The organism is Streptomyces sp. 3N207, assembly GCF_052246355.1.
Classification (GTDB): domain Bacteria; phylum Actinomycetota; class Actinomycetes; order Streptomycetales; family Streptomycetaceae; genus Streptomyces.
Genome location: NZ_JBQQBV010000006.1, coordinates 102,889 through 123,223, shown reverse-complemented (window position 1 = coordinate 123,223; position 20,335 = coordinate 102,889). Strand labels below are relative to the sequence as shown.

Below are 20,335 nucleotides of genomic sequence, written 5' to 3'. Positions count from 1 at the left end.
TTTCGCCCGCCCTACGACGTCACATACGGAGAGGCAAGTCATGGGCATTGACCGGCTGGACGGACGGCTGCTCGAACTGCTCGCCGAGGAGCCCCGGATCGGGGTGCTGGAGCTGTCGCGGCGGCTCGGTGTCGCCCGCGGGACGGCGCAGGCGCGGCTGGACCGGCTCACCTCGGGCGGCGTCATCCGTGGTTTCGGGCCGCAGGTCGACCCGGCGGCGCTGGGCTATCCGGTCACCGCGTTCGCGACGCTGGAGATCAGGCAGGGCCAGGGCCCGGACGTACGGGCGCATCTGGCGACGGTGCCCGAGGTGCTGGAGCTGCACACGACCACCGGCAGCGGCGACATGCTCTGCCGTCTGGTGGTCCGCTCGAACGCCGACCTCCAGCGGGTGATCGACCGGGTCGTCGGCATCGAGGGCATCGTCCGCGCCTCCACGGCCATCGTCATGGAGAATCCGGTGCCGCTGCGCATCGTGCCGCTGGTACGGCAGGCCGCCGAGGACGACAGTGGGGCCGCCGGGTGAGCGGGCGGCCATGAGCCGCTCAGCAGCTGGGGACCTTGCCGTCCGTGCGGATCTCCTGCAGTGCGTCCAGCGCGCCCCGGAGCGAGCTGACCGGTACCAGTCGCAGCCCGGAGGGCAGCTCTGCGTTCGCCTCGCCGCACTGGGTTCGGGGCAGGAGGAAGTAGGTGGCCCCGTCCCGGCGGGCCGCCTGTGTCTTGAGCGGCACGCCGCCGACGGCCCCTACCTTGCCCTTCGCGTCGATGGTGCCTGTCCCGGCGACGGTACGGCCGCCGGTCAGTCCCCCGCCCGCGCCGTCGCCGTCCAGCTTGTCGATGATGCCGAGCGCGAAGAACAGCCCGGCGCTCGGTCCGCCGACATCCCCCAGCCGCAGCCGTACGCGCAGGTCCTTCGGTGAGCGGTGCAGCTGGCGCAGCGCGGCGGTGACGGCCTTGTGCTGCGAGTCCTTCATCTCCTTGGTGATGCGCTTCTCGGCGTCCTCGGTGTCCCCGCCCCCCGGGTATACGGCCTCACGGGGCATCACGGCCCGGTCCTCGCGGAACCAGGAGCGCACCACGTCGGGCAGCCGCACGGTGGTCTCGGGCCGGGTCGCGGCGATGGTGACGGACAGCAGTCGTCCCTTGTCGCTCCGCTGCGTCTTGGCGCCCTCGATGGCGATCACCGGCTTGCCGTCGGTGCGGCCGAGCACGTTTGCCGTCTCGCCGGGCTGGGTGAGCGAGAACGGCAGCGGGGCGAACAGCGCCACGATGAGCAGCAGGACGACGGGCAGCGCGCAGAGCGCGAGCGTACGGCGGCGGGTACGGCGCGGGCCGTCGGTCCCCGGGGCGCGGGTGCTGAATGCGGACACCCCCGCAATCTATCGACCGCGGTCGGAGGCCGTACGAAGACCCCGGCTTCCGGTCCCCTTCGTACGGTCCGCGGGGCACCCTGTCACCGCAGTGCATCGGCGACCTCGATGGCGGCGCGGACGACCCGGTGGCCGACCTGTTCCGGCACCGTCTCGGCGAGCATCACCACGCCCACGCTGCCCTCGATCCCGCTCACCCCCAGCACCGGGGCCGCGGCACCGCTGGCGCCTGCCTCCAGCTCACCGTGGGTGAGGACGAACCCGGGCCCGCGCTCGCTGTCGGGGCCCCGCCCGGCGAGTATCGCCCGGCCTGCGGCTCCCCGGTCGAGGGGATGCCGGAACCCCGTGCGGTAGGCGACGTGGTAGTCGGTCCAGCTCGGCTCGACCACCGCGACGGCCAGCGCCTCGGTGCCGTCGACGAGGGTGAGGTGCGCGGTGGCGCCCACGTCCTCGGCCAGCGAGCGCAGCGCGGGCAGCGCGGCCTCCCGGACCAGGGGGTGGACCTGCCGCCCCAGGCGCAGGACGCCGAGCCCGACCCGCGCCCGGCCGCCGAGGTCGCGACGCACGAGGGCGTGCTGCTCCAGGGTGGCGAGCAACCGGTAGACCACCGTCCGGTTGACCCCGAGCTTGTTGGACAGCTCGGTGACGGTGAGACCGTGGTCTGTGTCGGCCAGCAATTTGAGGACGCGCAGCCCTCGGTCGAGCGTCTGAGAAGTCTCCGCGGTCACGGCGGCCCCTCCCTCGGGTGAGTGACGGCAGCCGCGGGTGAACGGAGTGATACGGATCGCCACGGGCCGTGTGTCCGGGAAACGTAGCGAGCAGCACCGCTGACCGGAAGAGGCTGTCCAGAATCCGGTCAAAACCTTTTCCCGATGAAACGGCGAGGGTTGGGGGCACCTCCCGGCCGGAGGCTGGGGGAGGCATTTCGATAACCGCCACAAACCCGCACAATTGCCGAATACGGCTACTTCATCCGCGTGGCCCACTCACGCACTTTGGCAATACGAGCCTCGATCTGGCTCGCAGTAGCCTCAGCGCTGGGCGGCCCTCCGCACACCCGCCGCAGCTCGTTGTGCACGACACCGTGCGGCTTGCCGCTCTGATGGACGTAGGCACCGACCAGGCTGTTGAGCTGCTTGCGTTTCTCCAGCAGTTCCTTGTGGGTGACCACGGGACGCTTGTCGGCGGGCATCTCCAGCAGGTCGGCCTCGCTGTCCGGCTTCTTCCTGCTGTGCGCGATCTGCCGGGCCTGCCGTTTCTGGAGCAGCATCTGCACCTGGTCGGGCTCCAGCAGTCCGGGGATGCCGAGGTAGTCCTGCTCCTCCTCGCTGCCGGGGTGCGCCTGCATTCCGAACTCGGCGCCGTCGTACATCACCCGGTCGAAGACCGCGTCCGACTCCAGCGCCTCGAAGGGCAGTTGGTCCTGCTCCCCGGTGTCCTCGTCCTTCTCCTGCTCGGCCTCCTTGAGCAGCTCCGCCTCTTCGGCGTACGGATCGTCCTCGTCGCCCTTCTTGGGCTTGTCGAGGACGTGGTCGCGCTCGACCTCCATCTCGTTGGCGAAGGTCAGCAGCGTGGGGATGGTCGGCAGGAAGACGGAGGCGGTTTCCCCGCGCCGCCGGGAGCGGACGAAGCGGCCGACGGCCTGCGCGAAGAACAGCGGCGTGGAGACGGTGGTCGCGTACACCCCGACGGCCAGCCGGGGCACGTCCACGCCCTCGGAGACCATCCGGACGGCGACCATCCAGCGCCCGTCGTTGTGCCGGAAGTCCTCGATGCGCTGCGAGGCGCCGGTGTCGTCGGAGAGGACGACGGTCGGCCCGGTGCCGGTGATCTCGCGGAGCAGCTTGGCGTAGGCGCGGGCCGAGTCCTGGTCGGAGGCGATGACCAGGCCGCCCGCGTCGTGCACCGATTTGCGGACCTCCGTCAGCCGGTGGTCGGCGGCACGCAGTACGGCGGGCATCCACTCGCCGCGTGGATCGAGGGCGGTGCGCCATGCCTGGGAGACGGCGTCCTTGGTCATCGGCTCGCCGAGCTTGGCCTCGATCTCGTCCCCGGCCTTGGTGCGCCAGCGCATGTTGCCGCTGTAGGAGAGGAAGATGACGGGCCGCACCACGCCGTTGGCGAGCGCGTCGCCGTATCCGTAGGTGTAGTCGGCGACGGACCGCCGGATGCCCTCGCCGTCCTCGGCGTACTCCACGAACGGGATGGGGTTGGTGTCGGAGCGGAAGGGCGTACCGGTCAGCGCAAGGCGCCGGGTGGCGGGCTCGAACGCCTCCTGGCACGCCTCGCCCCAGGAGCGGCTGTCGCCGGCGTGATGGATCTCGTCCAGGATGACGAGGGTCTTGCGCTGTTCCACACGGTTGCGGTGCAGCATCGGCCGTACGCCCACACCCGCGTAGGTGACGGCGACCCCCTGGTACTCCTTGCTCAGGGGGCCCGCGCTGTAGTCCGGGTCCAGCTTGATCCCCACCCGGGCCGCCGCCTCGGCCCACTGTTTCTTCAGATGTTCGGTCGGCGCGACGACGGTGACCTGCTGCACGACATGGTGGTGCAGCAGCCACGAGGCCAGGGTGAGGGCGAACGTCGTCTTGCCCGCACCCGGCGTCGCGACGGCGAGGAAGTCGCGCGGCTGCCGCTCCAGGTACGCGTCCATCGCCGCCTGCTGCCAGGCCCGCAGCTTGCTGGCCGTACCCCAGGGGGCACGGCCGGGAAAGGCGGGCGACAGGTGGTGGTTGCTGCTGGGGGTGGTGGGAGTGGTAGTCACGGTCTCCGGTACGACGGGGTCAGGTACGGCGACGGCCGACCGCGGTCGGCGGCCGGCCAGGCACAGCCCCGGCAACCCTACCGGTGGCCCCACGCGCCCGGATCAGCCCGGGGACGTCCCCGGGGCGCTGTGACCAACATCCCGCCGGATCACTGGGGTCGCGCGCGTCCGAAGCGGTCGGGCTGGCCGCTGTCCCATTGGAACGTCAGCTTCTGACCGCCTTCGCTCAGTACGGCCCGCCCGTTCTCGGCCTTGCCCCCGCAGCTGCTGCTGATCCGCATGCTGCTGTTGATCGTCCCGGAGCAGCTCTTGCCGCCGCTGGCCGCCGCGGTGACGGTGAAGGAGGTTCCGTTGACGGTCATGGTGATGGCCTTGCCCCGGATGAGGAACGGGTAGTACCAGCTTCCCTGCACGCTGGTGGGCGCCGCGGCACCGCCGCCCGACGACCCGCCGGTGGACCCTGAGCCGTTGCTGTGCCGGGGAGCGGGCGCCTTGGTGGTCGGCCTGGCGGCGGGGGGCTTCGGCTTGGCCGAGGGCTTTGCCGAGGGGCTCGCGGATTTGGAAGGCCGAGTGCTGGGCGAGGCAGTGTTCTTCTTGGGGCTCGCGCTCTCGCTGCTCTGCTGCTTCGGCTTGTCGGCCGCTCCTGGATTCTTGCCGTCTTCCTCGCCGCCGCAGCCGGTCAGTATGAGGGCCAGCGCCGCGACGGCGCCGGCGACGAGTGAAGTTCTTCCCCGCACGAGAATTCCTGTCATATCTGGTGGCCGCCCCCGAAAAGGAAGCGGCCGCTCACTAGTGAATTGATCCGGGAGTTTGCCACAGCAGCCACGGCCAAACCCATCTTCCCGGAATGTTTTCTTCGGATCATTTCTACTGAACTGCGGGTGAGGAAAAAGGAGCAGGGGAACAGCCGACCTGAACCGACGGCCCGTCGGCCACGTACTGACAAGGGCCACCGCGGGTTCACCTTGTTCCCGCATCGAGGACAACCCTTCGCCCGCCTCGTAGGTCTCATGGGCGTAAGGCCATCGCACCGGTCCCGATCCGTCCCCGCAGGCCCAACATCCGCTCACCACAAGGCCGCTGAGGACCGGAGCGCGACATACAGGAGGATGAGTGCGTCACCCCGCAAAAGCCACCCCCACCACCACCGCGACTGCCACGGCCGCCCGCGTTATCGGAGTGACCGCCGTGCTGCTGGCCGGTTCCGCCTTCGCCGCCGCACAGGCGAACGCGGAGACCACGGGCCGGACCACGGCCTCCGGCGCCGCCGCGGTATCCGGCAAGGCCGCCGCGGCCCCGAAGGCCGACTTCGACGGCGACGGGTACGCCGACACCGTCGCGGGCGCGCCCAAGGCCACCGTCGCAGGCAAGCAGTACGCGGGCTATCTGACCGTGGCATACGGCTCCGCGAAGGGAGCGAGCACCACGCACCGGCAGCTCTTCAGTGCCAACTCCGCAGGGGTGCCCGGCGACCCGGAGTCCTCCGGCGGTTTCGGCAGCAGCACGGCCGCCCGCGACTTCGACGGCGACGGCGTGTCCGACCTCGCCGTCAGCAGCAGCGAGGGCGTCGTCGTGCTGTGGGGCGAGAAGGGCAAGGGCCTCACCAGCGCCACGCAGCTGGCCGAGGGCGCCCATGCCGGTGACCTCGTCGCGGGCGACTTCAACGGCGACAAGAAGCCCGACCTCGCCCTGGGCAGCGGCGACTTCGACGGCAACGGCGTGAAGGTGCTGTACGGCGGCTTCACCCGGGACGGCAAGGCCGCCAAGGTCGCCGAGTACTCGACCGGGCACGAGTTCGGGCCGACGTCACTGACGGCGGGCGATGCCACCGGCGACGGCATCGACGACCTCGTCACCACGCACGCGTTCGAGGAGATGTCCGAGAGCAGCGAGTTCTTCAAGGGCACCAAGGACGGACTCGCCGACAAGCCGGGGCGCGTGCCCGACGCGGAGAGCGGCGTCATCGCCGACGTCGACAAGGACGGCTTCGGCGATCTGGTGATCCGTACCGTCCCGGGCGGCGTCGTGGAGAACCTGCCGTACGACCACGGCACCCTGAAGGTCCTCTACGGCTCGGCCGAGGGCCCCGGCGCCAAGCGGACCGCAACGCTCACCCAGAACAGCGCGGGCGTCCCCGGCACCAACGAAGAGGGTGACGAGTTCGGCAAGGCGCTCACCGCCGGCGATGTCAACGGTGACGGCTACGCGGACATCGCCGTCGGCGTGCCCGGCGAGGACGTCGGCAGCGGCGCAGGCGGCAAGGACACCGGCGCCGTCGTCCAGCTCCTCGGCGGCAAGAACGGGCTGACCGGCACCGGTGCGAAGAACTGGGACCAGGGCAGTGCCGGCGTGCCCGGCGCCGTCGAGGCCAAGGACGGCTTCGGCTCGGCTCTGACCATGGGCGACACCGACAAGGACGGCCGGGACGACTTGGCCGCCGGCGCACCCGGTGAGGACGGCGACAGCACCGCCGTCGACGCGGGTGCGGTGTGGGTGCTGCGGGGTGCCTCCGGCGGTCTGACAGCTGAGGGCGTTGTCTCGTACGGGCCCAAGACGCTGGGTGCGCCGGAGAAGGGGTCCCAGCTGGGGAGCGCCTTCTCGCACTGATCCTTGCCAGTTGCGGGCCGGCGCCGCCGTGGTAGAGCTCCACCGCGGCGGCGCCGGCTTTTCGCCGTTGGAGCTTTGCGAGATTGCCCGCGTGCGCGTTCGTTTTGGTTGCTCGCGCAGTTCCCCGCGCCCCTTCGGGGCGCGCCAACTCTGCGGTACAGACCTGCTTCTGACTGAGCATCAAGTTATAGATGAGGTCAACTGTGAGGTGAGGGAAGGGCGTTGTCATGGCCAAACCACGTCTGTACTGTGACGCCCCAGGCGCCTGAGCTCCATCCCCCCACCACAGGAGCAGTCATGCCTTCACAGATGCATGCCCGCAGATCACGCAAGCGCACCAGGGCCACTGTCGCCATCGGCCTGGGCACGGTCCTTGCCTCCGGCGCACTGTTCGCCGGGGTCCAGTCGGCGACGGCCGGACCGAGCGAAGCACCCTCGATGAACGAGTCCTTCGACTCGGCCGCCGAGAAGTACGACGTACCGCGCGATGTGCTGGCCGCCGTCGGCTACGGCGAGACCCACTTCGACGGCCACAACGGCAAGCCCAGCCAGGCGCACGGCTTCGGAGTGATGCACCTGGTCAGCAACCCCTCCCGGCACACGCTCGAGCAGGCGGCCAAGATCACCGGCAAGTCCGCATCGGAGCTGCGCAAGGACACCGACGCCAACATCCACGGCGGGGCCGCGGTGCTGCGCGCCTACGCCGACAAGCTCGGGCTGAGCGCAGCCGAGCGCAATGACGTGGACAAGTGGTACCCGGCCGTCGCCGACTACAGCGGCGCCAAGGGCGTCACGGCGCGGATGTACGCCGACAGCGTCTACGAGTTCCTGGAAGAGGGCGTCCGCGGCACCGCGCCGGACGGCGAGGACGTCAAGATCGCCCGCCATGACGTCCACCCGGACAAGAGCAAGGTGAGCACGGCCGGGGTGGGCGCGAAGGCCCCGGGCTATCCCGGCGCGAAGTGGGTCCCGGCCAACAGTGCCAACTACCGCAAGGGACGCTCCGCGAAGGTCGACAAGATCGTCGTCCATGTGACGCAGGGCTCGTACGCGGGCACCATCAACTGGTTCCAGAACCCGTCGGCCAAGGTCAGCGCCCACTATGTGGTGCGTTCCAAGGACGGGGAAGTCACCCAGATGGTGAAGAACGTGGACACCGCATACCACGTCGGAAACGCGAACCCCTCCACGCTGGGCATCGAGCACGAGGGGTACGTCGACGACGCCTCCTGGTTCACCGACTCGATGTACCGCTCCTCGGCGAAGCTGACCCGCCACCTGGCCAAGCTGCACAACGTGCCGCTCGACCGCAAGCACATCGTCGGCCACGTCGAGGTTCCCGGGAACGACCACACCGACCCCGGGAAGCACTGGAACTGGAACAAGTACATGCAGCTGGTCAAGGGCTGACGCCCGGAAGGCCATGAGCACCTCATGACCGAGGACCGCTCATGACCTAGGACCAACGGCCGAGCTGTCTCAGCAACCACGGTAGGTGTCGCCCATCACAGGTGGCGCTTACCGTGGTTGTCATGGCAGCGACCGGGACCTCCCAGCCCGAAAGACCGTCGGCGCTCGGCGCCGAGTCCGTGCTCAGCAGCGCGTACCGGCCGCTGACGTTCGGCATCGTCTCCGTCGTCCTCCTCATAGCCTTCGAGGCGACCGCGGTCGGTACGGCCATGCCGCTGGCCGCCGACGAGCTGGACGGCATCTCCCTCTACGCGTACGCCTTCTCCGCGTTCTTCACCACCTCCGTGGTCGGCATGGTCGCCTCGGGGCAGTGGTGCGACCGGAGAGGACCGCTCCCCCCGCTGGCAACCGGCATCGTGCTGTTCGCCGGTGGCCTCCTGCTGTCCGGCACCGCCGTGGCCATGTGGGTCTTCGTGCTGGGCCGCGCCGTGCAGGGCATCGGTGGCGGGCTGGTGATCGTCGCGCTGTACGTCACCGTCAGCCGCGCCTTTCCCGAACGCCTGCGGCCCACCGTGATGGCCGCGTTCGCCGCGTCCTGGGTGGTGCCCTCCATCGTCGGCCCGCTGATCTCCGGCACCGTCGCCGAACAGCTCGGCTGGCGCTGGGTGTTCCTCGGGATACCCGTGCTCGTGGTGCTGCCGCTGCTGGTGATGCTGCCGCCGCTCAAGCGCCGGGCCTCCGGGCCGCCGGAGGGCGCCGCCGCGCCTGGGACCGGGGACAGGAGCGGGCGGCGCATCCGGCTCGCGGTCGCCGTCGCGCTGGGCGCCGGACTGCTCCAGTACGCCGGCCAGGACCTGCGCTGGTTCGCGCTGCTGCCCGCCGCAGCCGGGGTCGCGCTGCTGGCCTTCGCGCTCCGGGTGCTGCTGCCCCGCGGGACCGTACGGGCAGCGCGCGGACTGCCCTCCGTCGTACTGCTCCGTGGCATGGCGGCCGGCTCCTACGTCGTCGCCGAGAGCTTCGTCCCGCTGATGCTGGTGACCCAGCGCGGGCTGTCGGTCACCCTGGCGGGGCTCACCCTCGCCGCCGGCGGCGTGACGTGGGCGCTGGGCTCCTTCACCCAGTCGCGGACCCGGTTCGAACCGCACCGCGAACGGCTCGTCCGGACCGGTATGGCGCTGGTCGCCTTCGCCATCGGCTGCTCGCCACTGGTGCTGGTGGAGTCGGTACCCGTGTGGACGCTCGCCCTGGCAATGGCCGTCGGCTGCTTCGGTATGGGCCTGACCATCTCCTCGCTGAGCGTGCTGCTGCTCGGGCTCTCGGCGCCCGAGGAGGCCGGACGCAACTCCGCGGCCCTCCAGTTGAGCGACGGGCTGTCCAACGTTCTGCTGCTCGCCCTGACCGGGACCCTCTTCGCCGCCCTCGGCGGCGGCTCCGTCACCGTCACCGGGGCCGACGGCGGGACCGGAGGCGCGGGCCTCGGCCCGGACGGCGCGCAGCCGGCGGCGTTCACGGCCGTGTACGCCGTCTCGGCCGTCGTCGCGGTCGCGGGCGTATGGGTGGCGGGGCGGCTGCGCCCGAAGCCGGGAGCCGACGAACCGGCCGCGGCTACGGAACCCGACACGGCAGCGACTGCTGAGGCAGTTGTGAAAGCAGAGTGATCCAGAAGCAGCACCCCGCCGACTGCCATGTGACCCCAAATTCTGCTTATGGTTCTGCCATGTTCGACTCGCGGCACATCCAGACCTTCCACGAAGTGGTGCGAGCCGGCTCCTACTCCGCAGCGGCCCGCGCCCTGGGCTACACCCAGCCCGCGATCACCCAGCAGATGAAGGCCCTGGAGCGGTCCGTCGGTACCCCGCTGTTCATCCGCGTCGGCCGCCGGATGCGGCTCACCGAGGCCGGGGAGGCGCTGGCCCGGCACTCCGAGGTGATCCTGGAGAGCATCAGTACGGCCCGGCAGCAGATGGAGTCCCTCACCAGACTGCGGGCCGGAAAGGTCACCGTCTGCGCCTTCCCCAGCGCGGGCGCCACCCTGGTGCCCGAGGCCCTCGCCGAGCTGGCCGCCGAGCACCCCGGCATCCGGGTCGGGCTCCAGGAGGACGAACCGCCCGAGTCACTGCGCCGGGTGGTGCGCGGCGAGTGCGACATCACCCTCGCCTTCACCTACCCGGGCCTGCGCGAACAGGTGCCCGAGGAGCTGGTGGAGATCCCGCTGCTGGAGGACCAGCTCACCGTGCTGCTGCCGACCGGGCACCCGATGGCGCGGCGCCGCGCCGTGCGGCTGCAGGAACTGGCGGACGAACGCTGGATCGCGGGCTGTCTGCGCTGCCGGGCCAACTTCCTGCACGAGTGCGCGGAGTTGGGCTTCGCCCCCGAGATCGCCTTCACCACCGACGACAACCTGGTGGTGCAGAGCCTGGTCGCGGAGGGGCTGGGCGTCGCCATGGTGCCGGGGCTGGTCCTCTCCTTCCTCGTCCACAAGAAGGTGACGGGACGCGCCCTGGACCCCGCCTCCCGCCGCCAGGTTTCGGCGTACGTACTCCGCGAGCACCTGGAGATACCGGCGACCGCCCGCGTCCTGGAGGCGCTGCGCGCCACGGCGGAGCGCCGCGTGGGCTGCTGAGACCGTCCCCCATCCATAAGCAGAATTGAGAGCGCCCCCAACGAACCGTCGTTGGACGTGATACGTGCGCGCCGCGACGCTGCCCGTATGACAGCGACGACGACCACTCCTTCCGCCGCGAGGACGACGGGGCGTATGCGCGCCCTCATCGAGGACGTGCGCGAGGCCGTCGGCAGGGGGCTGCCGCCAGACGTGACCGCGTATCTGGTCGGGGAGAAGCTGACACCGCACCTGGGCGCCGACGATCTGCTGACCGGCGCCCAGTGCGAGCCCGACCCGGAGCGCTACCGCCAGCACGTGCTGCACGCCGAGAGCGACGGCAGCTTCTCCCTCGTCGCCCTGGTGTGGCTGCCCGGTCAGGGCACCTCCGTCCACGACCACGTCTCCTGGTGCGTCACCGGCGTCCACCAGGGCGAGGAGCACGAGCGCCGCTACCGGCTGCTGCCCGCCGAGGCCGGCGGCGGAACCGCGCGGCTCGTCGCCACCGAGGACGTGGTCAACCCGTTGGGCGCGGTATGCGGCTTCGCGCCGCCCGGCGATATCCACCGGGTGTGGAACGGCTGCGACGACGTGGCCGTCTCCCTGCACATCTACGGTGCCGACATCTCGCGGCTGGGCAGCAGCGTCCGCCGGGTCTACGACCTTCCTGCCGACGCCTGATGGCCCTGCTGGGGGACCGCACACGGACAGCTCCTGCCGCCGCCGCAGCTCCTGCCGCCGCAGCAGCCCGTGCCGCCGCCGCAGCTCCTGCCGCCGCCGCAGCCTCCGCGCCCTCCCGGAAGCCGAGCCGGCTGCCGGGGCTGGCGCTCGCCGCGCTCGGCGTCGTCGTCGCGTCGACGGTGCATCTGCTCGTTCCCGCCGTCCCGATGCTCACGGCGGCCGTGGGGCTCGGGATCGCTGTGGCGCATCTGCCCGGACTGCGCAGCCTGGTACGCGGGGCCGCGCGTCCCGGACTGACGCTGGCGGGCAAACGGCTGATGCGGCTCGGCATCGTGCTGCTCGGGCTGAAGCTCGCGCTGAGCGATGTGCTGGGGCTGGGGTGGGCGACGGTGGCGATGGTGGTGTGCGTGGTCGCCGCCACGTTCTTCGGCACCGTATGGCTCGGCCGCAAGCTCGGGCTACGCGGCGACCAGCCGGTGCTCGTCGCGACCGGCTACTCGATCTGCGGGGCCTCCGCGATCGGTGCCGTCAGCGAGGTGCGGGGCAGCGAGGAGGAGGACGTTGCGACCTCGGTCGCGCTGGTGACGCTGTGCGGGACGCTGGCCATCGTCGTACTGCCGCTGCTCCAGGGGCCGTTGGGTCTGGATGCCGGGCAGTTCGGGCGGTGGGTCGGTGCCGGGGTCCACGATGTGGGGCAGGTCGTCGCCACAGCGCAGACCGGTGGCCCGGAGGCTCTCGGTCAGGCCGTGCTGGTGAAGCTTCTTCGCGTGCTGATGCTGGCGCCGGTCGTCGCGGCAATGGTTCTGGCCGTACGTCGGCGTGCTGCCGGCTCGCGCGTCGCGGGGAGGCGGCCCCCATTGGTGCCGCTGTTCGTGTTGGGCTTTCTCGGCATGGTTGCCCTGCGCACCACCGGGTGGGTGCCCGGCGCTGTTTTGGGTGGGGCCGCGCGGGTGCAGGAGATTCTGCTGGCCGCCGCGCTTTTTGGGCTTGGCAGCGCGGTGCACGTTCCTTCTTTGAGCCGTACGGGGTTGCGGGTTGCCGCCCTTGGGGTGTTTTCGTGGTTCGTTGTTGCGGGGGTGTCTTATGGGGGTGTCCTGTTGGTCGCTTGATGTCGCTTGTGGGGGCACGCCCTTGAGGGCCGTCGCTTGTGGGGGCACGCCTCCTTTGTTTTTCGGCTGCCTGCCGGTGCTTGTGGGGGCACGCCCCCTTTGTTTTTCGGCTGCCGCCGACAGGTCGTGTCGGGGGGCTCCGCCCCCCAACGGCCCCCCGCCAGGTGGGCTTCGCCCCCCTAGAACCCCCCTTCCGCAACCGCGGAAGCCATTGACGTGAGGGATCTCCGCCCGAGGGCTGCTGCCCTTTGTCTGCGGGTGGCGCCCATATCTGGGGTGGGTGAGAGCGTCCAGGTTCCAACCTCAGATATGGGCGCCACCCGCAGCGGATGGTCCTGGAGCAGGGGCGGAGGACTAATTGTCCAGAGGGCCGATATGGGCCGGAGGGGCTCCTAGGGGGGCGGAGCCCCCGTAGCGGGGGGCAGTTGGGGGGCGGAGCCGCCCCAACGCCTGTCCGGCGAGGACCGGGGGCTTGGGGGCGGAGCCCCCAACAGAGAGAGGGGCCCAAGGCGGGGCCCTCAAGCAATGGCAGCGGCCCCCACCCACCCGTCAGAGGGCGGGGCCCTCACGCATTGGCGGCGGCCCACCCGGGCGGAGCCCTCAGGTGGGGGTGACGGCGGCTTGGGGGCGGATCGGCATGCGGTTGACGGGCCGGCCCGTCGCGGCCCGCACGGCGGCGGCCACGGCGGACGGCGTCACGACAACGGGCGCCGAAGAAGCCGCCTTCGCCCCGAACGGTGCCACTACGTCCCGTTCTTCGATCAGCTTGACGATGCGGATGTCCGGCGCGTCCAGCGCCGTCGGCAAGGCGTAAGCCGTGAAGTCGGCGTGCCGGACAACGCCCTTGGCCACCCGCAGATGCTCCGTCAGAGCCGTGCCGATGCCCTGGGTGACGCCCGCCTCCAGCCGGGCCCGCAACTGGCGGGGGTTGAGAACGGCGCCGACATCCTGGGCGAGGGCGACCTCGACCACCCGCACCGACCCCAGCTCGATGTCGACGTCCACAACGGCGCGCACCGCGGCGAAGGCGAGACCGACGAAGGCGTCACCCTGCCCCCACTCGTCCAGCGGCTCGGTGGGATGGGGGCGGCACTGCGCGGTCGCCCACAGCTCCTTGCCCTCCAGCGCCTCGGCCACCGTCGTGGAGAGCACCCCGTCATAGGAGGTGATCTTGCCGTCGGCGATGGTCAACAGCTCGGTGGACATCCCGAACTTGGCCGCGAGCGGCTGGAGCAGCTGCGTCCGCACCATCTTCGCGGCGCGCTCCACCGCACCGCCCGAGACCCAGGTGTGGCGCCCGCGCCCGCTGGCGCCGGACGGCGGCTGGTCGGTGTCGACGGAGGCGACGTGCACCTCCTCGATGCCGAGCGTCTCCTGCACGATCTGCCGGGCCAGCGTGTCGAAGCCCTGCCCTGACTCGACGGCCGCGCACATCACAGTGGCGACGGGGCCGTTGACCTTGACCGTGGCGGTGGACACCTCGTCGGTGCCCTCCGCGCCGAGCATATGCACCATGCCGAGCGCGTAGCCGACCCCCCGGCGCACCGCCGCGGGATCGCCGGCGCCCTCGGGTCCGCCGGGCAGCAGCCAGTCCTCCTCGGGCGCGTCCTTGGGCAGCAGGGGCAGCGGCGCCTCGTGCACGGCCTCCAGCAGTTCGGCCACCGGCGCCGGGCAGGTGACCGTCTGGCCGGTGGGCAGCAGATCGCCGGTCGCCATCACGTTGCGCATCCGCACCTCGACCGGGTCGAGGCCGAGCCGCTCGGCGAGCTTGTCCAGCTGGCCCTCGTACGCGGCACACACCTGCAGGGCGCCCTCGCCGCGTACATGTCCGGAGGGCGGGTTGTTGGTGCGTACGACCCAGCCGTCGATCACCGCGTGCGGCACCACGTAGGGCCCGCACGCGAACGAGACCGCGGCGGCCAGCGCGTCGGACGAGGTATCCGCGTACGCGCCGCCGTCCAGCAGGATCTGCGCCTCGACCTTGACCAGCTTGCCCTCGCTGTCCGCGTGGTGGCGGTAGCGCAGCAGGGTGGGGTGGCGGTGTCCGTGGCCGAGGAAGGACTCCTCGCGGTTCAGCGCGATCTTGACGGGGCAGCCGGTGCGCATCGCCAGCAGGCCCAACGGCACCTGAAGCGCCGCGTCCTCACGGTCACCCATCGCGCCGGGCACCCCGGTGACGACGATCTTGACCTGCTCGGCGGGCAGTCCGAAGCAGGCAGCGGCCAGCTCGCGGTCGGTGTGCGGGTCGGTGGAGGCGGTGTAGATCTCCACGCCGCCGTCCGGACGCGGCACGGCCAGCGCCGCCTCCGCGCCGATGGGTGCCGGGTCCTGCCGTCCGACGCGGTAGAGCCCTTCGACCACGACGTCGCCGGTCACGTCCGGGTCGCCGTAGCGCAGCGGGATGTGGCGCAGCAGATTGCCGTCCGGGTGCAGCGGTTCGGCCTCGAACGACTTCTCCGGGTCGGTGACCGGCTCCAGCACCTCGTACTCGACGGCGATGGCTGCTGCGGCCAGCCGTGCGGTGTCCGGGTGGTCCGCTGCGACGGCGGCGATCGGCTCGCCGTAGTAGCGCACCACATCGCGGGCGAACGCGGGCTGGTCGGCGATCTTGCGCCCGTGCGCGGAGTCGCCTGGTACGTCCTCGTGCGTGATGACCGCCTGGACGCCGGGCATCTTCGAGGCTTCCTCGGTGTCGATGGAGAGGATGCGCGCGTGCGGGTGCGGCGAGCGGTGCACCGCCGCCCACAGCAGCCCCTCGGCCCACAGGTCCGCGGCGTAGGGGAAGGTGCCCTGCGCCTTGGCGTAGGAGTCGGTGGGCAGGACGGAGACGCCCAGGCCGTGCGGCTCCGGCTCGCTGCGGGCGCCCGGCAGCGGGGTACCGCCGGACGCCGCCACCGCGGCACCCGGCCCGCCCGTGCCGGGTCCGGCGCCGGTGTGACCGTCAGTCGTTTCCGTCATGCCGCCGCCTTTCTGTGCTTGCGTGCGTGGCGCCCGCCGGTGCGGAGTGTGCTGGTGCGAGGTGCGCTGGTGCGGGAAGCGCTGTTGCGGGAGCCGCGCGCATCAGGACTCGCCGCCGTTCTCGGAGTGCCGGGTCTGGTGCGGGATGTGCGCGCCATAGGTGCCGTCGTCGTATGTGCCGTTGGCGCTGTAGGCGCCGGGGGCTTCGGGGGTGTGCGCCTGCGCCGCCGGGTCGTAGTCGTAACCGCCGCCCTGCGGACCGCCGTAGGCGTCGGGTCCGTAGCCGCCCTGCTCGTAGGGCACCCCGCCGTAGGCGGCACCCTCCTCGTACCCGCCGGGCCCGTAACCGCCGCCCTGCTCGTAGCTGCCCTGTTCGTACGCACCCGGCTGCTGTTCGTACGTGCCCGACTGCTGTTCGTACCCGTCGGCCTGCTGCTCGTACCCGCCGTGGCCGTAGCCGCCCTGCGGGTCGTAACCGCCCTGGCCGTAGTCGGCTCGGCCGGACGGCTGCCGGCCGGTGGCCGCCTGTGCCTCCGCCTCGGCGGCGTCGCGCTCGGCCTGCGCTGTGCGCTGCTCGACGACCGTACGGACCGCGTCCAGCACCCCGCGGTAGCCGGAGCACCGGCACAGGTTGCCGCTGATCGCCTTGCGGGTCTCCAGCTCGGTGGGCGCGTGGTTGCCCTCCAGCAGGTCGTGCACGGTCATCGCGAGCCCCGGCACGCAGAACCCGCACTGCACCGACCCGCTCTCGGCGAGCGCGCACTGTACGTCGGAGGGGGTGCCGTCGGCCGACAGGCCCTCGACGGTACGCACTTCGCTTCCGGCGGCGGTGGCGGCGGGCACCAGGCACGCGGCCACCAGCCGCCCGTCCACCTGCACCGAGCAGGCCCCGCACTCCCCCTGCGCACAGCCGTCCTTGGCCCCGGCGAGCCCCAACCGCTCCCGGAGCACGTACAGCAGCGACTCCCCGATCCAGGCGCTGGCGACCGGGCGTTCGACGCCGTTGACCCGCAGGACGTACGAGACGTGCGGGTGCTCGTCCTCCGTGTCGACGGCTTCGGGCAGCGGCGTCGCGTCGCCGTCCGCTTCGGGACCGGTCCCGGAGGCGCCCTCGGAACCGGCCTCCGGCGCCGCGTCGGTCCCGGGCTCCGTAACGGTGTCGGTGGCGGTGTCGGTGCCGGCCCCGGTGTCGTCAGCGGCGTGCTCCGCCTGCCCGGTCTCGGCGGCCCCGCCCTCCGGCGCGGCGTCCGGCTGCGCGGCGGTGCCGGGGGCGGGCTCAGTCGACTGCGGGGCGGGCGCGGGTGCCGGGGCGGCCTCGGCCAGCGAGGTCACCTCGGAGTCCGTTTGGCTCTCCGGCCCGGCGGGCGGGGCGGGCGGCTCGCCGGCGACGATCCCCGCCTCGGCCCCGGGCTGTACTTCGGGCCGCTGCGTCTCTTCGGAGGGGGCGGGGGCCTGGTCGGCGGAGGGCCCGCCGGGGAAGCCGTACGCGGGTGCCGGGCCGCCCGGTGCGCCCTCGAACGGCCACTCGGCGCTGCCCGGTTCCTGCTGGGGCAGCGGTCCGGGACCGGCCCCGCGCGGGGTGCCGCCGGGAGCCGTACGGTCCCAGTGCGGCGCCGCCGTCGGCGACGAGGGCGCCCAGGCACGCGCGGGCTCCCTCTCCTGACCGCCGGGCGCGGGCGTGCCGGAAGCGGTTGGAGCAGAGGGACCGGGTGAAGCGGGAGAACCGGCAGAAGCGGGGGAACCGGGTGCGGACGGGGCGGACTTCTCGTCGGCGTTCGCCGCACGGGCGACGCCGGTGCCGAGCGGACGGCGGCCGGTACGCGCCTCGTGCGAGCCCGCGAGCGCGGCGGCAGCGCCCTGCCCCAGCGCACCGCCGGCACCGTGGTCACCCGGCCCGCCCTGACCGCCCAGCGTGTCCTGCGGGCCCGGAGCGGCCTGGCCGGGTTCGGGTGCTCCGGCACCGCCCCCGTCCCCGGACTGGTCGTATCCCCAGGAGTGACCGTATTGCGCGGACTGTCCGTACAGTTCCGGCTGGCCGGGTCCACCGGCGCCCTGCTCGGCGTTCTCCGGAGCGAACGGCATCACCCAGTGCCCGGAGGCTCCGCCGGCTGCCTGGTCGGCGCCACCGGCGGGAGGCTGCGAGGCGTAGGCCGAGCCGTCGTCCGCGCCGGGCCGGGACGCTGCGGACCCGAGCGTTCCGGACCCGGGTGTTCCGGGCTGGGACGACGGGTCGATGGGCGGCGGGGTGTAGCCGCCCTGGCCCGTGCCGGGCGCGGCCAGCGGCGCGTCCTCCGCGAAGTCGAAACCACCGCTGGGCAACTGGACGAAGGCGGTGGCATCCGCGTCGTACTCGCCACCGCCCCAACTCCGGGGCACATGCTGCCCGTGCGGGGCGTAGGGGTCGCTGCCGTACTGTTCGGCGCCGCCCGCTCCGTTTCCGTGCCCGTCTGTGCCCGTGTGCGCGTTCACGTGTCCGTGCGGGTCCGCACCCGCGTGCGGCCCCGCGCCCCCGTTCCGGTTTCCGTTCCCGTTGTCGTGTGGTGCCTGTGGTGTACCGCTCATGCGAGAGCCCTCCCGAGTCCTCGGCGGGCCAGTGTCGCCACCGTACGCCGCAAGTGCAGCGCCGCGGGCGGAAGCTGGGGTACGGCGCCGGGGGTACCGTCGGGGCCCTCCTCGGGGACCGGGTCGGGGATGCACGCCATCGCGACGTACTCCCCGAAAGCGGACAGCGCCTCGGGCGCCAGCGACCGCGCGCCGTCCCAGTCGATGAGCGAGGCGATCCACTGCTCGGCCTCCAGCGGGCGCAGCGGCATCGGCGCGACGGCACCCACCGCGCAGCGCACCCCGCGCCGCATCGGATCGAGCACGACGGCGACGGAGGCCAGCGCGCGGCTCGGCCCGGTACGGCTGGTGGCTTTGAGGAACGTCTGCGGCGCGTGCAGCAGCGGGACTTTCACATAGCCGACGACCTCGCTGGGCTGCAGCATGTCCATCCCCGCGAGCAGATGGCTGACCGGCAGCTCGCGGCGCGCCCCCTCCGGGCCCGCGATGGAGAGCGTCGCCTCCAGCGCGGCCAGCACGGGCAACGCGTCCCCGGTGGGCGAGGCACTGACGACGTTGCCGCCGAGCGTCCCCACGTTCCGGATCTGCGGGGGCCCCGCGGCGCGTGCTGCGGCGGCGAGCGCCGGGATGAGCGCGGCGAAGTCGGGGCGGCCCATCCGCGCGTGGGTGAGGCCGGCGCCCAGTACGGCGAACCCGTCCTGGTACGACCAGCCGCGGATCTCGCTGATCCGGCCGAGGCCGACGAGCGCGGCGGGGCGGAGCTGGCCGGAGTTGACGTCCGCCATCAGATCGGTGCCGCCGGCGACCGGTACGGCGGCCGGTACGGCGGAGAGTGCCGAGACGGCCTCGTCCAGGGTGGTCGGCAGCATGACAGCAGGGGGCACAGCCTGCGCGGCTCGTTCGCCGTCTGGTGCATGCCGTACGTGCGTGCTCAACCTGCTGCCCCTTCCCCGACATACCGGGCTCCCGGCTGCACTGCCGTACGGTACGTGCTCACAGCCCGGACGAGGCAACTCTGGCATATCTCGGCCCGCGCCCGACACGAGGGCCAGGGATGGGCCCTTTCGCACCATTTGACGAACGCCCCGCCCCATTACCTGCCGCGTTGATCGCGTTGGGGGTCAGGTGGCCAAGGGGCGCTGGGCGTGCTTCCAGCGAAGGGCTGGTTCCTCCCCGATCCAGTAGGTGTGTGCCTCGATGGTGACCTCCATACGGACAGAGGTGATGTCGGGTTCGCCCGCTTGCCGCCAGCCGGTCACCGCGCTTTCGATGGCGTCCCAGACAGCGACCGGCCCGCCTTGCCGGACGTTCCACTGCTCGCCGTCGGCGGTGAGGGTCGCGAACGCTTCACGATCGGCATCGAAGAGATACACCGTCTCCCGGCCGTCACTGACGGCGCGGACAAGCTGGACTCCAGGCGCGGCGAGCTGGGCCAGGAACGCGGGCATCATCCAGTCGTCGGGACGGGTCACGTTCGGGGCTCCTGCACCTCCTCCCGGGGGGCGTTGGCCGCAGTCGTCGGTACGCCTGGGGCATTGCGTCGCCGCATACGCTCCAGGAGTTCTTCGCGGCGGGCGGTCTGCGCCGCCGCTGAGTGACGGTCCTTGTCCGCGATGCTGCCGCCGCGCAGGTTGCCTGCCGGGCGGCGGAGGTGGTGGGGCTTGCTCATGGGCTTGTCCTTCCAGGTCCTGAGGGTCGCGGGTTGGGCTCCTCCTGTGCCGGGGACGACCGTGGACCGCCGCCGTGGCCGGGGTGGCGACGGAGCAACACCCGGCAGTCCACGGCCTGCGATGCGTCCCCCGCCGCTTCGGCCTCGGCCAGCCGTGACTTCAGGGCCTGACACGTCGGGCACGTCGCATGGATGGCGGTCATTTCTTGGGCTCCCGTCGCTCCCGTTTGTGGGGGTGTCCTGCCATGACGGCGTTGCAGCTCCGGACGATCAGCGCCTGATCCAGGGAGCGGGCCTTCTCACGGTCCTGGGCCAGCAGTTCGCATACGTCGCAGCCGGGCACCGGGACGGGCTCCAGCTCACGCCCCGCCGGAGGCGCCAAACCCGCTTCTGCTGGCCATTTTTGGGCGTGCGTGCCCATGACGACCCTCTCCTCTGTCACTCTGTGCGGTGGGCCGATCACAAGAGTGCGGCAACGACCGGCCCCCGGGGAGGGGTTTCAGCGCCCGACCTGCGGGTTGGTCACCGGTGCATATGCATCGCCGGTTCGTACACGGAAAGCCCGACCGTTGGAGAAGCCTGACCAGAGGGGTGGTCAAGGGG

16 protein-coding genes and 1 pseudogene are annotated in these 20,335 nt (G+C 71.8%); 7 read left to right on the top strand and 10 right to left on the bottom strand.

What is annotated here, in order from left to right; genetic code table 11:
- The first annotated feature begins 40 nt into the window (after window positions 1–40).
- Window positions 41–526: an Lrp/AsnC family transcriptional regulator gene (locus ACTWP9_RS11980; RefSeq protein ID WP_443246052.1), complete on the top strand. Its 486-nt coding sequence runs from the start codon at window positions 41–43 to the stop codon at window positions 524–526.
- 19 nt (window positions 527–545) lie between these two features.
- Here the strand turns inward: ACTWP9_RS11980 and ACTWP9_RS11975 are convergent, their stop codons facing one another.
- The 4 genes from ACTWP9_RS11975 to ACTWP9_RS11960 form a co-directional block, all read right to left on the bottom strand.
- Window positions 546–1,370, bottom strand: coding sequence for a S16 family serine protease (locus ACTWP9_RS11975; protein WP_443246051.1), 825 nt, complete (start codon window positions 1,368–1,370; stop codon window positions 546–548).
- Window positions 1,371–1,453: 83 nt separating this feature from the next.
- Window positions 1,454–2,098 (bottom strand): IclR family transcriptional regulator, encoded by a 645-nt coding sequence (locus tag ACTWP9_RS11970; protein WP_443246050.1) that lies wholly within the window; start codon window positions 2,096–2,098, stop codon window positions 1,454–1,456.
- Window positions 2,099–2,334: 236 nt separating this feature from the next.
- Window positions 2,335–4,134, bottom strand: coding sequence for a DEAD/DEAH box helicase (locus tag ACTWP9_RS11965; RefSeq protein ID WP_443246049.1), 1,800 nt, complete (start codon window positions 4,132–4,134; stop codon window positions 2,335–2,337).
- A 149-nt stretch (window positions 4,135–4,283) separates the two neighbouring features.
- On the bottom strand, window positions 4,284–4,871 hold the full coding sequence (locus tag ACTWP9_RS11960) for a hypothetical protein (RefSeq protein ID WP_443246048.1): 588 nt from the start codon (window positions 4,869–4,871) through the stop codon (window positions 4,284–4,286).
- A gap of 376 nt (window positions 4,872–5,247) precedes the next feature.
- On the opposite strand from ACTWP9_RS11960, the gene ACTWP9_RS11955 reads away from it, so the two are divergent.
- From ACTWP9_RS11955 to ACTWP9_RS11930, 6 genes and pseudogenes are all read left to right on the top strand, one after another.
- Entirely contained in the window at window positions 5,248–6,741 is a 1,494-nt protein-coding gene (locus ACTWP9_RS11955; protein ID WP_443246047.1) for an FG-GAP and VCBS repeat-containing protein, read from the top strand.
- Between the two features lie 297 nt (window positions 6,742–7,038).
- Window positions 7,039–8,148: pseudogene (locus tag ACTWP9_RS11950) on the top strand (N-acetylmuramoyl-L-alanine amidase); the annotation flags it as partial.
- A gap of 125 nt (window positions 8,149–8,273) precedes the next feature.
- Window positions 8,274–9,809, top strand: a complete 1,536-nt coding sequence (locus tag ACTWP9_RS11945; RefSeq protein ID WP_443246046.1) for an MFS transporter — start codon at window positions 8,274–8,276, stop codon at window positions 9,807–9,809.
- A 59-nt stretch (window positions 9,810–9,868) separates the two neighbouring features.
- Window positions 9,869–10,774 (top strand): LysR family transcriptional regulator, encoded by a 906-nt coding sequence (locus tag ACTWP9_RS11940; protein WP_443246045.1) that lies wholly within the window; start codon window positions 9,869–9,871, stop codon window positions 10,772–10,774.
- 87 nt (window positions 10,775–10,861) lie between these two features.
- A complete protein-coding gene (locus tag ACTWP9_RS11935) occupies window positions 10,862–11,434 on the top strand; it encodes a cysteine dioxygenase (protein WP_443246044.1) in 573 nt (190 codons plus the stop codon).
- Window positions 11,434–12,543 (top strand): YeiH family protein, encoded by a 1,110-nt coding sequence (locus ACTWP9_RS11930; RefSeq protein ID WP_443246043.1) that lies wholly within the window; start codon window positions 11,434–11,436, stop codon window positions 12,541–12,543. Before ACTWP9_RS11935 ends, ACTWP9_RS11930 begins: the two co-directional genes overlap by 1 nt.
- Before the next feature lie 600 nt (window positions 12,544–13,143).
- Here the strand turns inward: ACTWP9_RS11930 and ACTWP9_RS11925 are convergent.
- The 6 genes from ACTWP9_RS11925 to ACTWP9_RS11900 form a co-directional block, all read right to left on the bottom strand.
- Window positions 13,144–15,501, bottom strand: coding sequence for a molybdopterin cofactor-binding domain-containing protein (locus tag ACTWP9_RS11925; protein WP_443246042.1), 2,358 nt, complete (start codon window positions 15,499–15,501; stop codon window positions 13,144–13,146).
- Window positions 15,502–15,603: 102 nt separating this feature from the next.
- Window positions 15,604–18,063, bottom strand: coding sequence for a 2Fe-2S iron-sulfur cluster-binding protein (locus ACTWP9_RS11920; RefSeq protein WP_443246041.1), 2,460 nt, complete (start codon window positions 18,061–18,063; stop codon window positions 15,604–15,606).
- Entirely contained in the window at window positions 18,060–18,932 is an 873-nt protein-coding gene (locus ACTWP9_RS11915; protein ID WP_443246040.1) for an FAD binding domain-containing protein, read from the bottom strand. The genes ACTWP9_RS11920 and ACTWP9_RS11915 overlap by 4 nt, the downstream gene beginning before the upstream one ends.
- A 252-nt stretch (window positions 18,933–19,184) precedes the next feature.
- Window positions 19,185–19,535, bottom strand: a complete 351-nt coding sequence (locus ACTWP9_RS11910; protein WP_443246039.1) for a hypothetical protein — start codon at window positions 19,533–19,535, stop codon at window positions 19,185–19,187.
- On the bottom strand, window positions 19,532–19,732 hold the full coding sequence (locus ACTWP9_RS11905) for a hypothetical protein (protein ID WP_443246038.1): 201 nt from the start codon (window positions 19,730–19,732) through the stop codon (window positions 19,532–19,534). Before ACTWP9_RS11905 ends, ACTWP9_RS11910 begins: the two co-directional genes overlap by 4 nt.
- A gap of 199 nt (window positions 19,733–19,931) precedes the next feature.
- Entirely contained in the window at window positions 19,932–20,153 is a 222-nt protein-coding gene (locus ACTWP9_RS11900) for a hypothetical protein (RefSeq protein WP_443246037.1), read from the bottom strand.
- Window positions 20,154–20,335: the final 182 nt, after the last annotated feature.

Coding starts and splice junctions, on each gene's coding strand:
- ACTWP9_RS11980 (WP_443246052.1), top strand. CDS start 41: ATGGGCATTGACCGGCTGGACGGACGGCTGCTCGAACTGCTCGCCGAG.
- ACTWP9_RS11945 (WP_443246046.1), top strand. CDS start 8,274: ATGGCAGCGACCGGGACCTCCCAGCCCGAAAGACCGTCGGCGCTCGGC.
- ACTWP9_RS11940 (WP_443246045.1), top strand. CDS start 9,869: ATGTTCGACTCGCGGCACATCCAGACCTTCCACGAAGTGGTGCGAGCC.
- ACTWP9_RS11935 (WP_443246044.1), top strand. CDS start 10,862: ATGACAGCGACGACGACCACTCCTTCCGCCGCGAGGACGACGGGGCGT.
- ACTWP9_RS11930 (WP_443246043.1), top strand. CDS start 11,434: ATGGCCCTGCTGGGGGACCGCACACGGACAGCTCCTGCCGCCGCCGCA.
- ACTWP9_RS11925 (WP_443246042.1), bottom strand. CDS start 15,501: ATGACGGAAACGACTGACGGTCACACCGGCGCCGGACCCGGCACGGGC.
- ACTWP9_RS11920 (WP_443246041.1), bottom strand. CDS start 18,063: ATGAGCGGTACACCACAGGCACCACACGACAACGGGAACGGAAACCGG.
- ACTWP9_RS11915 (WP_443246040.1), bottom strand. CDS start 18,932: ATGCTGCCGACCACCCTGGACGAGGCCGTCTCGGCACTCTCCGCCGTA.
- ACTWP9_RS11905 (WP_443246038.1), bottom strand. CDS start 19,732: ATGAGCAAGCCCCACCACCTCCGCCGCCCGGCAGGCAACCTGCGCGGC.
- ACTWP9_RS11900 (WP_443246037.1), bottom strand. CDS start 20,153: ATGGGCACGCACGCCCAAAAATGGCCAGCAGAAGCGGGTTTGGCGCCT.